Here is a 14,870-nt window from a genome sequence, read left to right on the forward strand (position 1 = left end):
TCCCAACCGAGGCGGAGCCTCGTTGACGCATGAAAAAAGCTCCCGGCGCAGGACACGGGAGCACAGCCACCTTTCATAGGTAGCAGACAACTCTAGCGGCCTACGCTGGTTGCCCGGATGGGCGTTTACGCGGAATTCCTTCCGGGACTTCGTGACTACAAAGTTCACCACGAAGAAACGGAACGAATCCCACAACCGGCGGTCATGGGTCTCATCAACAGTAGGTGAATCAGACCTAGTTATTCAAATCAACAACGCACACCTATAACGAAGAGCCTTGGCGTCAACACGCTAAGGCTCTTCGAAGATTCACAGACGATTATGCAAGTGACTCATCACTCCGCGTCACGCATTTTGCCCAAGTCAAGCGAAATGCCAGGGCTGTTCGTGGTAGCCATCGTTGCCTTAGAAACGTAACGCCCCTTAGAAGCAGACGGCTTCAAACGAGCAACTTCCTCAATAGCAGCGCTGTAGTTCTCAAGCAGCTGCTCCTCTGTGAAAGAAGCCTTACCGATGATGAAGTGAAGGTTGCTGTGCTTATCGACGCGGAACTCAATCTTTCCGCCCTTAATGTCAGAGACAGCTTTGGCGACGTTCATCGTCACCGTGCCTGTCTTCGGGTTAGGCATAAGGCCACGAGGACCAAGAACCTTACCCAGGCGCCCAACCTTACCCATCAAGTCAGGAGTCGCGACAACAGCGTCGAAGTCCAACCAGCCACCCTGGACCTTCTCCAGCATGTCGTCAGAACCAACAAAATCAGCACCAGCTTCGCGAGCTGCGTCTGCGTTCGCACCCGTGGCGAAAACCAACACGCGGGCAGTTTTACCGGTGCCGTTAGGCAAGTTAACCGTGCCGCGAACCATCTGGTCTGCTTTACGCGGGTCAACCCCAAGACGCAACGCAACCTCAACCGTGGCGTCGAACTTTGTGGAAGCCGTCTCTTTCGCTAGACGGATAGCCTCGATCGGCGAGTACTGACGCGAACCGATCTTTTCAGCTGCCTCGCGGTATGCCTTGCTGCGCTTCATAACTGCTCCTTCTCTCTGAAACTCAGAGAACATATAAGCGGACAAAAAGTCCTTGGAGTCGTGGTGCGGGCCGCGCTGGACCCTTCCACTGTCGCTTCATAACGACTTAGACCACATCCCACGCTTAGCGTGACAAGAACGCCGAGCAGGACGAGCCATCGAAACATCATGCCGCTACGACAAGCGTCGCAGCAAATCTGACAGATGTGTTGATGCGCGCTGGCATTAGCGCGCATCAACACCCATCAGAGGTACATCCAGAACTCAGCCCTGAACTTCAATACCCATGGAACGGGCCGTGCCAGCGATGATCTTCATTGCCTGGTCGATCTCATGAGCATTCAGATCCTGCATCTTCTGCTCAGCAATGGCACGCACCTGGTCCTGTGTAAGCTTGCCCACCTTAGTGGTGTGCGGCGTACCGGATCCCTTAGGAACACCAGCAGCCTTCTTGATGAGCTCCGCAGCCGGCGGGGTCTTCGTAACGAACGTGAAGGTACGGTCTTCGTAGACAGTGATCTCAACAGGGATCACGCTGCCGCGCTGAGATTCCGTCGCAGCGTTGTACGCCTTGACGAACTCCATGATGTTCACACCATGCTGACCCAGGGCCGGACCAACCGGCGGCGCAGGCGAGGCAGCACCCGCCTGGATCTGCAACTTAATGAACCCAGAAACCTTCTTCTTGGGAGCCATAGCACTTCCTTATCTCATGGGCCCACGCCATGGGCGATGACCCGGTTGCAGTCCGCGAAACGATTGCTTCACGGAAAACGTTCACGCTCAGATCTTGGCGACCTGGTTGAACGACAGCTCGACCGGCGTTTCCCGGCCAAAGATCGACACAAGCACCTTCAATTTCTGCTGCTCAGGCAGGATGTCAGAGATTGTGGCGGGCATCGTTTCGAACGGTCCCTCCATCACAGTAACCGACTCGCCGATCTCAAAATCGACATCGTACTGGACCACATTTGCAGCGTTAGCCGCAGCCGACTCCAAGGATTCATCTTCAACTTCAGCCACAGGCTCGGGCTTCGCTTCCACAGCAGGAGCCAGCATCGAGACAACTTCATCCATGCTCAAAGGCACCGGCGAGTAAGCGTTACCAACAAAACCGGTCACACCAGGAGTGTGACGCACTGCGCCCCAGCTCTCATCAGTCAGATCCATACGAACCAAGACATAACCAGGAACGCGCACGCGCCGCACCTTCTTGCGCTGACCGTTCTTGATCTCGGTGACCTCTTCCATCGGCACCTCAGCCTGGAAGATGTAATCCTCCAGGTTCAGCGACTGCGCCCGCTGCTCCAAGTTCTGCTTCACCCGGTTCTCATAACCGGCGTACGAATGGATGACATACCAGTCACCTTCAGCGAAACGAAGCTCCTGACGCAGGGCTTCAACTGGGTCATCCTCAGTGCTAACTTTCACGTCTTCACGAACAGCTGTAGCAGCCGCGATATCAGCAGCATCACCGGCTTCAGTGACCATGTCGTCAGAAGCAGCCTCCAGTGCCGCTTCCTCGGCTTCAGCCTCCTCAGAAAGCTCTGCTTCAACGTCCTCGGCGAGCTCCGTCAGCTCCTGCTCAACCTCTAGCTCAGCTTCGCCTTCTGCTGCGCCATCTTCAGCATCGCCAACCTCTTCAGAGATAGTTTCGGCCGGAGCGTCCCCGTACTCAGCGTCTTCGACACTGTCGGAAACCGCCTCCACGAGAGCGTCCCCATCCGAAATAACATCCGTTTCCGGATCCTGGGTCATGCCCTCCGGGGCACCTGCAGCCATCGCCTCGCTCACCTGATCGCGAACTTCGGCCTCATCGCTCTCGCTGGGGGTCCAGTCCTGTGACACGTCGCTGCCTACCTTTTCCTGCGCTTCGTCCGTGCAGACATTGCTGTTGACATTGTGTGCGAAATCCCGGACGGCGCAACGACCGGCAGACCGGAAGCGCACCCGCCACACAAAGGGCACCGGGCTTACAAGAATGGCCCTCGCATCACTGCGGGGCCGTTTCAAACGTTCAGAGACCGTGCTTGAAAAGGATAAAGCCTCCCAGGCACGTCACTCCGCGAAGATCCAGAAAACCAGGCGAGTAAACACCCAGTCCAGACCAAAAACAAAAAGCATCACAATCGTCACAAAGACGATCACCGTAGCCGTATATCGCGCGAGCTCTTCTCGCGACGGACGAACTACTTTACCCAGCTCATCAAAGACCTGACGGAAAAACAACGCAATCGAGGCGAAAAACCTAGTGAACAGATTGCTTCTAGCAGGCTGCCCCTGAGAGCTCCCTACTGGGGCTGTCTTTTGGTTCGCCACAGGTCCTCATCTCTCGATCGCCGACGCCGCACCTAGCGGTCCGCGATGTCGTCCTGACGTCGGCCTGTTTCCTGACGTTGCAACGCAGGGCAGGAGGGACTCGAACCCCCAACCGCCGGTTTTGGAGACCGGTGCTCTACCAATTGAGCCACTGCCCTACGGATGAAATCCGAGCGGAAACCGCAACGACTGCATCCGGGAACCGAGCTTACGCCAACGGAACCTTGGAGTCCAAGTCACCCATGAACTCTCCCCACCGCAAGTACCCCATCGCAATAGACACAATCCGCCACGCACCCAATGGCACGATAAAAACGTGACCTCTCCTCGATCTCTAACAGCCCTACCCAAAACCCACCTACACCTGCACTTCACCGGCTCAATGAGATTCGACACCCTCCTAGACCTCGCAGCCAAACACGGCATCCGACTCCCCCGCGCTCTAACAAACAACTGGCCACCACAATTGGCCGACACAGGAGGCCGCGGCTGGTTCAGATTCCAACGCCTCTACGAAGCAGCCCGCGCCTGCGTCACAACCGAAAGCGATATCCGCCGCGTCCTCCATGAAGCAGCCGAAGACGACGCCGCCGAAGGATCACGCAGACTTGAGCTTCAAGTTGACCCCACTGGCTACGCCACACACCTCGGAGGGATCACCCCCGCCCTCGAAATCGTCCTCGACGAAGCACGCAAAGCCCACACAGAACTCGGTATCGAAATCGGCATCATCGTTGCAGCCAGCCGCACCCGACACCCCCTGGACGCAAGAGCTCTGGCACGCCTCGCCGCCCGATACGCCGGCGACGGCCCCGGACAAGTCATCGGATTCGGCCTATCGAACGACGAACGTCGCGGCGAAACAAGCGAATTTGCTCCCGCATTCCGTATCGCCGCCCGCGCAGGACTCACCCTGGTACCACACGGAGGAGAACTCCTAGGCCCAGACCACCTCGCCCACATCCTCGATTCACTCCACCCACATCGCTTCGGCCACGGCGTTCGAGCAGCTGAAGACCCCCACCTACTCCAACGCGCCATCGATAAAGGAGTCGGATTCGAAATCTGCCCCGGGAGCAACGTAGCCCTCGGCGTATACAACAACACCGCCGCCCTCCCCCTAAGAACGCTCTATGAAGCAGGTGCACACATCGCCCTAGGCGCCGACGATCCACTCCTTTTCGGAAGCCGTCTCACAGCCCAATACGAAATAGCACGCAACCACCACGGCTTCACAGACAAAGAACTCGCAGAACTCGCACGCCGATCTGTCTACACCTCAACCGCCTCCACCAGCAGCAAAACCAGCATGCTCACTGACATCGACAACTGGAACAACACACCTGCCGAAACACCATGAACCACACAAAAGTGCCGCCACACCTCGTGTGACGGCACTTTTAACACCAAAAATCAGAGCGACAGCCCCACCATAACTGGCTCATTCACCAAACGAACACCAAAAACATCCAAAACTCCATCTCGAATGGTACGTGCCAACTCGATCACATCAGCAGCACAAGCCGAACCACGATTCGTTAATGCCAACGTGTGCTTTGTCGACAAAGAAGCCGGCCCTGGCATACCGAATCCCTTACCAAAACCAGCACGATCAATCAGCCACGCAGCACTGGACTTCACGCACCCATCACCAGCAGGAAAACGCGGCGGACGCACATCCGCCCCCAGATGATCCCCAACCCGGCGCTCCAACTGCTCAAACTCTTCTGCAGTCATGATCGGATTAGTGAAGAAGCTCCCACAACTCCAAGTGTCGTGATCTGCTTCATCTACGACCATTCCGCGCAGACCCCGCTGACTCAACACTGCAGCCCGAGCATCTGCCAAGGGCACCCGCTCCCCCATCGAAACATTCAAAGCATCCGCCAACGCCTGATATGCCACCGGCGAAGACAAATCAGCCAGCGCCAACTGGAATGTCACGTCCAACACCACAAACCGAGGTGCACCATCATGCGACTGCGCCTTGAACATCGAATGCCGATAACCAAAACCGCAATCGACGTTCGCAAAGCTACGAACCTCACCCCGTAGGCGATCCCACGTTCGCACCCTCGCCAACGTCTGCGACACATCCTGGCCATACGCCCCCACGTTCTGTACCGGAGTCGCGCCTGCCAAGCCAGGAATACCCGACAAAGCCTCTACACCAGCCCACCCAGAATCCACAGCCTGGGCCACAAAACCATCCCAGGACTCCCCTGCAGACACCTCAACGAGCACACCCCCACACTCGCTGGACTCCTTCACGCGAACACCATGGTTCGCCACCTGCACCACTGTGCCCGGAAAGCCTTCATCTGAAACCAGAAGATTGGAACCGCCCGAAACAACCAGCAGCGGCTCACTTGCCTCATCAACCTCACGCACAGCCGCAATCAACTCATCCGAGGACTCTGCCGTAACAACACGCGCAGCTGGTCCACCCACTCGCATCGTCGTCAACGAAGCCAGCGCAACGCCTTCCTCAACCTTCACCACACAACACCCTTCACAATCACAACGACAAGAGGAGCCATCTCACACGAACACGACCGTTACTCGAACATTCCCCAACACTTTGCGGTTATCGATCGACGCCGAAAGCTCTACAACAACCGATCGCGCCTGCTCATCAACAGACTTGACAACACCAGCAACATCTACCTGCACCGAACCCGCATAGGGAACCGGCACTACATCAGTGAACTTCGCTCTATACGCAGAGACAAAACCCCTCGCGCCAACCCAATCCTCTACCAGCGAAGATGCCGAACCCATCGTGAACATTCCATGCGCGATTACGCCTGGAAGCCCTACCTCACGAGCATACGAATCATCCCAATGAATTCTGTTCCTGTCGCCACTGACCGCGGCATACGCCACTACGTCCTCACGCGAAAAAGACACCACCCGTCCAGGCAATTCGTCCCCTACACGCACCGACTCAAACAACACGCCACTCATCAGGAGTTCCCTTCAACCTCATCGGCACGCACCACGATCATCGACCACACCGATGCCAACCGAACACCGTCAGCTCCGGATAGATCTGTACGCGTCGTCAACATGGTGTTACCGCGTACTTCACGTACACGCTCAATCAACAACCCAGCTGACAACACGTCACCTGCCACAATTGGGCGCACTATCTCAATGCGTTCCTCTCCGTGAACGACACGATGAAAGTCAATCCCCACCTGCGGGTCCCCCCACAGCAGCCATTCGCTCTGCTGCGCAACCGTTGCTACAAAAGTCACAGGCGCCACCAGGTCCTCAAAACCTGCCGACCTCGCAGCCTGCACATCAAAATGCACAGAAGCAGACGCCCCCACCACCCGAGCAAAAGCCCGCACATGCTCACGCCCCACCTCAAACGGAGCAGCCGATGGCCAAGACTGTCCCTCCAACGCAGCAAGAGAACTCATACCCGCCACCCTATGTGAACCACTCGCATCGAAAACCACGTCCCCCGGAACCCCAACACAAAGAGGCTGTCAACCATATGGTTGACAGCCTCTTCAAAAACTCTCACAGACAGGAAATCAACGAGTTTCCTTGTGATCCGTGTGTCGCCTGCAGTTACCGCAGTACTTCGACAAAGCAATACGATCAGGATCGTTTCGCTTATTCTTTTTAGTGATGTAATTGCGGTTTTTACATTCAGCACATGCCAAAGTGACTTTGGGCCGAACGTCACTGCTCTTGCTTGCCACGGCTACCTGTCCTTGTGAACGATCAGTGGGCTCGAATAAAACCCGAGCTAAAGAATGATCGTAGCGAGGGCGGGAGTCGAACCCGCGACACCACGATTATGAGTCGTGTGCTCTAACCACCTGAGCTACCCCGCCAGGGCAGTAACAACGCCCGCCACCAGATACCGCCGAAACGATTAAGCAGCGGGCGTTGGAAGCCTGAGCCCCGATAGGGAATCGAACCCTAGACCTTCTCCTTACCATGGAGACGCTCTGCCGACTGAGCTATCGGGGCGGAACCGGAACTCTCCGGCTCAACAAGAAAAAACATACACGGTCCGCCCCGCAAAAGAAAAATCGAGACCAGCCCCAACCCCAAACCAACACCCCCACCCACCACCAACAGCCAGATAAAAACCCAGCTCAATAGATCTGTATCCACATTAAAAACCACAAAAAACTAACCAGCACATCAATCAGTCATCCACCCCACGAGCCACCAACGCCTCCCCCATACGTTCCCCATGACGCACAGTCCGAACCACCACCGGCACCAACAACGCTCGAAAACTCCGCTCCAACCCCCTCGCCTTCCGCGCCTGCCCCACCTCCTCCACAATCCCCGCCACCACAAACACCGACCGCAACACCAACGAAAAAACCAAACCCACCCGATCCGCATCCACCCCCACGCACCTCAACGGACGCACCCCCACCACCACCGCATCCATCATCTCCACCGTCCTGGTCGTAGCCGTCACCACCGACGCAGCCACAACAGCCACCACCAACCCACCAACCACAACAAACGCATCAAAAACCCCATTAACCACAACTTGCACCGCCCCCAAAACCACCACCAACCAACGCAAACCCCACACACCCCGCCACAACCACAACCACCCCAACCCCCCACACAACCCCGCCACAACCACAACCACCCCACCAACCACAACAGCCACCACCCCCGACCACACCAACAAACACGTCGTAAACACCAACAACCCCACCAACTTCACCCCAGGCCGCACCCGATGCAGCCACGAATCTCCCTCCACATACAAACCACTCAGCACGACCCCACCCCATCCATCAACTCCACATAAAAAGCAATCGCCTCATCAGCTCCCCCATCAAAAACCACCTCACCCTCATCGAACACCAACACCCGATCCCACCCCCGCAATAACTCCAAATGATGAGTCACCAACACCACCTGCTGCGACAACGACTCAATCCGACTCGCCACAGCCCGAGCATTCCGCCGATCCAACAACGTCGTCGGCTCATCACACACCAACACACTCGGCTCCGTCACCAACACCGCAGCCAACGCCAACAACTGCTTCTGCCCACTCGACAAACGCGCCGCCGGATGCCCCTCACGCCCACCCAAACCAATCTGCGACAACGCCTCCCCAACCACCACATCCCGCTCCACCCGAGACAAACGCCGCCGCCGCAACGAAAACGCCACGTCCTCGCCCACCGTCGGCATCACAATCTGCGAATCCGGATCAGGAAACACAAACCCCACCCGCCGCCGCACCGCAGCCGCATCCGCCCCAACATCAACACCATCCACCACCACCTGCCCAACAGAAGGCAACACCAAACCATTAATCATCCGCGCAAAAGTCGACTTACCCGACCCATTCGCACCAATCACCCCAACCCGCTTCTCCCCCAACGAAACATCAACACCACGCAACACTTCACGCCCCCCAAAACTATGGGACACGCCACGAAACTCGATCACACCCAACCACCCCTTCCTAAAAACACCATCACTTACCCCCACCCACCGACAACAACTCCGGCACAGCACGATGCACAGCCACCGCAACACCCACCGCCGCAACAACCTTCACCACATCACCAGGCACAAACACCGCATCAGCCAACAACGCCTGCCCCACAGACAAATGCGCACGCCACGCCATCACTGGAACACCCACCGCATGAATCACACCAACACCCCCCACCAAACACCCCACCAACTGCCACACCAGCGACCGCGGACCCCGCGACGCAAACCACCCCACCACCGCAGCCCCCGGAACCCACCCCACCAAAAACCCCACCGTCGGCGACACAAACACACCCAAACCACCGCGACCCCCCGCCAACACAGGCAACCCAATCGCACACAAAGCAATAACCACCAACGACGCCGCGGCACCACGCCGCGCACCCAGCACAGCACCAGCCAACATCACACCCAACGTCTGCAAAGTAATAGGAACACCCGAACCCACCGGGTCAATAGCCCCCGGCACACCCAACACCCAAATCAACGCAGCAAACGAAGCCACCAAAGACAAATCACGCGCCGAAAACCCCCGCGACCGCCCCTCCACCTTCGTGAACTTCTGCACATTTTCGCTACTGCCAGGCATGATCACCCTTTCGACGAAGATAGACGGATAGAGTCTGGCAGGTCAGCGCGACACACACTCCGGAGACTCCCGGACAGCCACGTCGCGGCAAAAAGGCGAAGGAGCCACCCGTGCTGATCGGCATACCGCAGGAAACCACCCCCGGCGAAACCCGCGTCGCCGCCACCCCCAGCACCGTCACCACCCTCATCAAACTTGGACACAACGTCATCATCGAATCCGGCGCAGGCGAACGCGCCGACATCTGCGACGACGCCTACCTCGAAGCAGGCGCACACATCGGCGACACCGCCACCACCTGGGCAGCCGACATCATCGCCAAAATCAATCCCCCCAACGACGAAGAACTCGACAGCATCCGCGACGGCGCCACCCTCATCAGCCTCCTTAACCCCCGCACCGACCCCGCCATGGTCGACAAACTCGCCACACGCAACATCACCGCACTAGCCATGGACGCCGTCCCCCGCATCTCCCGCGCACAATCCATGGACGTCCTGTCCTCCATGGCCAATATCGCTGGCTACCGCGCCGTCATCGAAGCCGCACACGAATTCGGCCGCTTCTTCACCGGCCAAGTAACCGCAGCCGGAAAAGTACCCCCCGCAAAAATCCTCATCGCCGGCGCAGGCGTAGCCGGACTCGCCGCCATCGGAACAGCCGGAAGCCTCGGCGCCATCGTCCGAGCCACAGACACCCGCCCCGAAGTCGCCGAACAAGTCCAATCCATGGGCGCTGAATTCGTCGCAGTCAACACCAACGAAGAAACAACCTCAACCGATGGCTACGCACGCGAAACCAGCAGCGCCTACGAAACCGCTGCAGCAGCCATGTACGCCGAACAAGCCAAAGACGTCGACATCATCATCACCACCGCCCTCATCCCCGGCCGCCCAGCACCACGACTCATCACCGCTGACATGGTCAACAGCATGAAACCCGGATCCGTCATCGTCGACATGGCCGCAGCCAACGGTGGCAACGTCGAAGGCGTCATCCCCGGCGAAAAAACCACCACCCCCAACGGCGTCACCATCATCGGATACACCGACCTGGCCGGACGCCTCCCCACCCAAGCCTCACAGCTCTACGGCACCAACATCGTCAACCTCCTCAAACTCCTCACCCCACACAAAGACGGCCACCTCGCCCTCGACATGGACGACAGCGTCATCCGCGGCATGACAGTCATCCACAACGGCAACCTCATGTGGCCCCCACCCCCCGTCAACATCTCCGCCACCACGCCCCCCACCAACACAACCCCCACCCCACCAACACAACCCCCACCAACCCCTAACCCCATACGCCGCTACATCGGCGTCGGCGTAGCCTCCGCTCTCTTCCTCGCCCTCGCCGCCTTCACCCCAGCGCCCCTGCTATCCCACATGGTCGTATTCGCCCTCGCCGTAGTCATCGGCTTCTACGTCATCGGCAGCGTCCACCACGCCCTCCACACCCCCCTCATGAGCGTCACCAACGCCATCTCCGGAATCATCATCATCGGAGCCATCACCCAAATCGCCACAAACCACACACTCATCTCCACCCTGGCCTTCATCGCCGTCCTCGTCGCCAGCATCAACGTATTCGGCGGATTCGCCCTCACCCACCGCATGCTCGCCATGTTCCACAAGGACCCATCATGACCGCCACCATGACCCAAGGCGCCTTCATCGTCTCCGGGCTACTGTTCATCCTCGCCCTCGCCGGACTGTCAAAACACGAAACAGCCCGCGCAGGAAACGGCTACGGCATCGCCGGCATGGCCATCGCCCTCATCTTCACCCTCGGCGTCACCATCACCCAAGACGCCCCCACATGGACCATCGCGCTGCTCATCATCAGCATCCTCGCCGGCGCAGCTATCGGCACCACCCGGGCACTCAAAGTCGAAATGACCCACATGCCCGAACTCATCGCCCTCCTTCACAGCTTCGTCGGACTCGCCGCCACCCTCGTGGGCTACAACTCCTGGATCGAAGCAGGCAACCACATCGCCACCACCACCAGCGACACACGAGCGCTCACACTCATCCACAACGGCGAAGTCTTCATTGGCATCTTCATCGGCGCCCTCACCTTCACCGGCTCCATCGTCGCCTTCCTCAAACTCTCCGCACGCATCAAATCCGCCCCCCTCTCCCTCCCCCACCACAACCTCATCAACCTCACAGCACTACTCATCTGCCTCACCCTCATGCTGTGGTTCACCCCCACAGCCCACGCAATACCACTCATCCTCATGACCCTCACCGCCCTCGCCCTGGGCTGGCACCTCGTGGCTAGCATCGGCGGCGGAGACATGCCCGTAGTCGTCTCCATGCTCAACAGCTACTCCGGATGGGCAGCAGCAGCCTCCGGATTCATGCTCAACAACGACCTACTCATCATCACCGGCGCCCTCGTCGGCTCCTCCGGCGCCTACCTCTCCTACATCATGTGCAAAGCCATGAACCGATCATTCACCTCCGTCATCCTCGGCGGCTTCGGCTCAGAAGGCACCATCACCAACGACACCAAAGACTACGGAGAACACAGCGAAACCACCGCCGAAGACGTCGCGACCCTCCTCAAAAACGCCAACTCCGTCATCATCACCCCCGGCTACGGCATGGCCGTAGCCCAAGCCCAATACCCCGTAGCCGCCATCACCACCGCACTACGCAACGCCGGAATCAACGTCCGCTTCGGCGTTCACCCCGTCGCCGGACGCCTACCCGGCCACATGAACGTCCTACTCGCCGAAGCAAAAGTCCCCTACGACATCGTCCTCGAAATGGACGAAATCAACGACGACTTCACCAACACCGACGTCGTCCTCGTCATCGGTGCCAACGACACCGTCAACCCCGCAGCCCTCGACGACCCCGAATCCCCCATCGCCGGCATGCCCGTACTACGCGTCTGGGAAGCAAAAAACGTCATCGTTTTCAAACGCTCCATGAACGCCGGATACGCAGGAGTCCAAAACCCCCTCTTCTTCAACAACAACACCGCCATACTCTTCGGCGACGCCAAAGAACGCGTCGAAGACATCCTGCGCGCCCTCGCCTAACTCCAAATCACCCCAACGCCTGAGACCTCATCTCAGGCAACCCCAAAGCAGCCACCGCCGCCACCCCAAACGCAACCCCAAACACAACAAACACCAACACATTCCCACCAACACCAAGCAAAAACGGCACCGACAAAGGCGCCACCACCGACGCAATACGCCCACACCCCGCAGCAGCCCCCACCCCCACACCACGAACCGCCGTCGGATACACCTCAGGCGACACGGCGTACAACGCACCCCACGCCCCCAAATTAAAAAACGACAACACCATCCCAAAAACAACAATCAACAACGGCGACGACGCAAAACCAAACCCCCCCCCCGCGGCACAAGCCGACCCCACCAAAAACACCACCAACGTCGCCCGACGCCCCCACCGCTCAATCAACCACGCCGAAACCGCATACCCCGGCAACTGCGCCAACGTAATCACCAACGTGTACTCAAACGACTTCACCAAATCAAAACCCTGCTTAGCCAACAAACTCGGCAACCAAATAAACGCCCCGTAATACGAAAAATTCACCATGAACCACACCACCCACAATGACACCGTCCTCCACCGCAACATCGACGACCAAATCCCTCCCGCCACCTCACCAACAACAACCTCCACCCCACCAACCGACCCACCACCAACCCCAGAAACCCCCGCAGCCTTCTCAAACCGACGCACCGCAGCCTCAGCCTCATCAACACGCCCAGCCCTCTCAAGAAAACGCACAGACTCTGGCAACCCGAACCGCACCCCTACCGCATACACCGTCGGCACCACACCAATCCCCAGCGCCCACCGCCACCCATCAGGACTCGAGGGAATAACGAAATACGCAATCAAAGCAGCGAAAATCCATCCCACAGCCCAAAAAGATTCCAACGCAACCACCATGCGCCCCCGAATATGCCGAGGGGAATACTCACTGACCAAAGTCGAAGCCACAGGCAACTCCGCCCCCAACCCCAACCCCACCAAAAAACGCAAAGCCATAAGAAGACCGACACCCGTCGCGAGCGCTGAGGCACCCGTTGCCACCCCATAGACCAAAAGAGTCCCGGCAAACACCTGACGCCGACCAAAACGATCAGCAAGAAGTCCCCCCAACGTGGCCCCCACAGCCATACCCACAAACCCAATCGACCCAATCAGCGACAAAGCACCATCCGACAAGTGCCACTGCTTACCCAGGGCAGCCATGACAAACGAAATAAGCCCCACGTCCATGGCATCAAGAGCCCACCCCACACCAGAACCAACCAGCAGTCGCCCGTGCATCCACGTGAACGGCAGGACATCCAAACGCTCAGCACGAGTGCGCCCCACACCTTCGTTCACAACACCAGCGCTCATATTCACTTAACCCTCCATTACACAGTCCTAGCCGCCACGAACCTCACACATAAATGACCCCGCTCATCTCGAGGGCATTTTTGGTCGCCAAAACTCCAGAATGTTTTTGTTCTTCGCTTGCGGATACGTCCCATGGATGACGCCTTGAGAACGTGACCTGGCATCCACGGTTGTGCGCGTACTGGGCTCTTTCACTACAGCCACATGCCCAACCGTCGACGGGCCAAGGTAAGAGTCCCAAAAAATAAGATCACCTGGTTGTTCTCCCCCCTCCTCTACACGCTCACAATTCCCCTGAGCGCACCAATCACGTTGAGCATCAGCAGTTCTAGGCATATCTAAACCGACCTGCGCGAACGCAGTACGCGCAAAGCTCGAACAATCCCAGGCTCCAGGACCATTAGCCCCCATGACGTACTCATCGCCTACATGAGAGTCCGCCCACGCCAAAACCACCCCAGCCACTCCAGAGCGGGCCGCAGCCACCGCTTGAACTGGACAGTCCACCCCTGTCAACGTGGCCACAATGTTGCGGGCCTCCCCCATCCGCTGCGCGTATCTATCTGGAAAGGCAGAACGCTGAACCTTTTGTGCAGCAGCACCAGGTTCCAGATTCTGCCAATCTGGAACCTGCTTCAACGCTGCGAAAAAATCATCCGCTGCAGCATCAACGTTTTGGCTATTGGCCCACCCTTGAGAAGGGCGCTGTTGCAACCAACCGCGTGAATCCCTATCCCCATGTGAGAGATTCGTCAGCTCAGACTCGACCAAGCCCGTCGCCACAATGATCTCGGAACCTACACGACCCACTCCCGCGCGTTGCGCTGCCGCGATACCTCTTCGCGCCACATCCTTCTGCTCATCACTCAACCCCAGCTGGGACACGCTTTCTGCTTTCACACAGCTAGTCCCCGCATTCAAGATTGAGCGGCCAGGCGTCGAAAACATCGACATTGATGATTCGCCTGGCACAAGAAAACTCGCCATCAACGGGCAGGCGATCAACAGTCCTGCCAC

At 58.2% G+C, this 14,870-nt stretch carries 16 protein-coding genes and 3 tRNA genes; 3 read left to right on the forward strand and 16 right to left on the reverse strand.

Features of this window, described 5'->3' with window-relative positions:
- Positions 1–335: 335 nt before the first annotated feature.
- From rplA to CKV89_RS10040, 5 genes are all read right to left on the reverse strand, one after another.
- Entirely contained in the window at positions 336–1,031 is a 696-nt protein-coding gene (rplA, locus tag CKV89_RS10020) for a 50S ribosomal protein L1 (protein WP_028326559.1), read from the reverse strand.
- 264 nt (positions 1,032–1,295) lie between these two features.
- Positions 1,296–1,727: a 50S ribosomal protein L11 gene (gene rplK / locus CKV89_RS10025; protein WP_028326560.1), complete on the reverse strand. Its 432-nt coding sequence runs from the start codon at positions 1,725–1,727 to the stop codon at positions 1,296–1,298.
- An 87-nt stretch (positions 1,728–1,814) separates the two neighbouring features.
- On the reverse strand, positions 1,815–2,879 hold the full coding sequence (nusG, locus tag CKV89_RS10030; protein ID WP_231935382.1) for a transcription termination/antitermination protein NusG: 1,065 nt from the start codon (positions 2,877–2,879) through the stop codon (positions 1,815–1,817).
- A 210-nt stretch (positions 2,880–3,089) separates the two neighbouring features.
- A complete protein-coding gene (gene secE, locus CKV89_RS10035; protein WP_028326562.1) occupies positions 3,090–3,350 on the reverse strand; it encodes a preprotein translocase subunit SecE in 261 nt (86 codons plus the stop codon).
- Between the two features lie 85 nt (positions 3,351–3,435).
- Positions 3,436–3,508 (reverse strand) — tRNA-Trp (locus tag CKV89_RS10040).
- Between the two features lie 158 nt (positions 3,509–3,666).
- Here CKV89_RS10040 and CKV89_RS10045 point away from each other — a divergent pair.
- Positions 3,667–4,710, forward strand: coding sequence for an adenosine deaminase (locus CKV89_RS10045; RefSeq protein WP_028326563.1), 1,044 nt, complete (start codon positions 3,667–3,669; stop codon positions 4,708–4,710).
- A 53-nt stretch (positions 4,711–4,763) separates the two neighbouring features.
- Here CKV89_RS10045 and CKV89_RS10050 read toward each other — a convergent pair whose 3' ends face one another.
- The 9 genes from CKV89_RS10050 to CKV89_RS10090 all read right to left on the reverse strand — a co-directional run bounded on the left by CKV89_RS10050 (position 4,764) and on the right by CKV89_RS10090 (position 9,444).
- Positions 4,764–5,849: a UDP-N-acetylmuramate dehydrogenase gene (locus CKV89_RS10050; protein WP_028326564.1), complete on the reverse strand. Its 1,086-nt coding sequence runs from the start codon at positions 5,847–5,849 to the stop codon at positions 4,764–4,766.
- 42 nt (positions 5,850–5,891) lie between these two features.
- Positions 5,892–6,317, reverse strand: coding sequence for a MaoC/PaaZ C-terminal domain-containing protein (locus CKV89_RS10055; RefSeq protein ID WP_028326565.1), 426 nt, complete (start codon positions 6,315–6,317; stop codon positions 5,892–5,894).
- On the reverse strand, positions 6,317–6,778 hold the full coding sequence (locus CKV89_RS10060; RefSeq protein ID WP_028326566.1) for an FAS1-like dehydratase domain-containing protein: 462 nt from the start codon (positions 6,776–6,778) through the stop codon (positions 6,317–6,319). Before CKV89_RS10060 ends, CKV89_RS10055 begins: the two co-directional genes overlap by 1 nt.
- 117 nt (positions 6,779–6,895) lie before the next feature.
- Positions 6,896–7,066, reverse strand: a complete 171-nt coding sequence (gene rpmG / locus CKV89_RS10065; protein ID WP_084440851.1) for a 50S ribosomal protein L33 — start codon at positions 7,064–7,066, stop codon at positions 6,896–6,898.
- A 61-nt stretch (positions 7,067–7,127) separates the two neighbouring features.
- Positions 7,128–7,201 (reverse strand) — tRNA-Met (locus tag CKV89_RS10070).
- Positions 7,202–7,267: 66 nt separating this feature from the next.
- A tRNA-Thr gene (locus CKV89_RS10075) sits at positions 7,268–7,340 on the reverse strand.
- A 181-nt stretch (positions 7,341–7,521) separates the two neighbouring features.
- Positions 7,522–8,121: an energy-coupling factor transporter transmembrane component T gene (locus CKV89_RS10080; RefSeq protein ID WP_084440852.1), complete on the reverse strand. Its 600-nt coding sequence runs from the start codon at positions 8,119–8,121 to the stop codon at positions 7,522–7,524.
- Entirely contained in the window at positions 8,115–8,804 is a 690-nt protein-coding gene (locus CKV89_RS10085; RefSeq protein ID WP_028326568.1) for an energy-coupling factor ABC transporter ATP-binding protein, read from the reverse strand. Before CKV89_RS10085 ends, CKV89_RS10080 begins: the two co-directional genes overlap by 7 nt.
- Positions 8,805–8,832: 28 nt before the next feature.
- On the reverse strand, positions 8,833–9,444 hold the full coding sequence (locus CKV89_RS10090; RefSeq protein WP_084440853.1) for a biotin transporter BioY: 612 nt from the start codon (positions 9,442–9,444) through the stop codon (positions 8,833–8,835).
- A gap of 110 nt (positions 9,445–9,554) precedes the next feature.
- Here CKV89_RS10090 and CKV89_RS10095 point away from each other — a divergent pair, with 110 nt between their 5' ends.
- Positions 9,555–11,093: a Re/Si-specific NAD(P)(+) transhydrogenase subunit alpha gene (locus CKV89_RS10095; RefSeq protein WP_028326570.1), complete on the forward strand. Its 1,539-nt coding sequence runs from the start codon at positions 9,555–9,557 to the stop codon at positions 11,091–11,093.
- Positions 11,090–12,502 (forward strand): Re/Si-specific NAD(P)(+) transhydrogenase subunit beta, encoded by a 1,413-nt coding sequence (gene pntB / locus CKV89_RS10100; RefSeq protein ID WP_028326571.1) that lies wholly within the window; start codon positions 11,090–11,092, stop codon positions 12,500–12,502. The genes CKV89_RS10095 and pntB overlap by 4 nt, the downstream gene beginning before the upstream one ends.
- Before the next feature lie 7 nt (positions 12,503–12,509).
- On the opposite strand, the gene CKV89_RS10105 is transcribed toward pntB, so the two are convergent.
- Together CKV89_RS10105 and CKV89_RS10110 are read right to left on the reverse strand one after the other, a co-directional pair.
- The gene (locus tag CKV89_RS10105; RefSeq protein WP_095068626.1) at positions 12,510–13,853 is read right to left on the reverse strand and encodes an MFS transporter; all 1,344 of its coding nucleotides are present in this window, start codon (positions 13,851–13,853) and stop codon (positions 12,510–12,512) included.
- A gap of 63 nt (positions 13,854–13,916) precedes the next feature.
- Positions 13,917–14,870, reverse strand: a complete 954-nt coding sequence (locus CKV89_RS10110) for a C40 family peptidase (protein WP_154657568.1) — start codon at positions 14,868–14,870, stop codon at positions 13,917–13,919.

The organism is Dermatophilus congolensis, assembly GCF_900187045.1.
Taxonomy (GTDB): domain Bacteria; phylum Actinomycetota; class Actinomycetes; order Actinomycetales; family Dermatophilaceae; genus Dermatophilus; species Dermatophilus congolensis.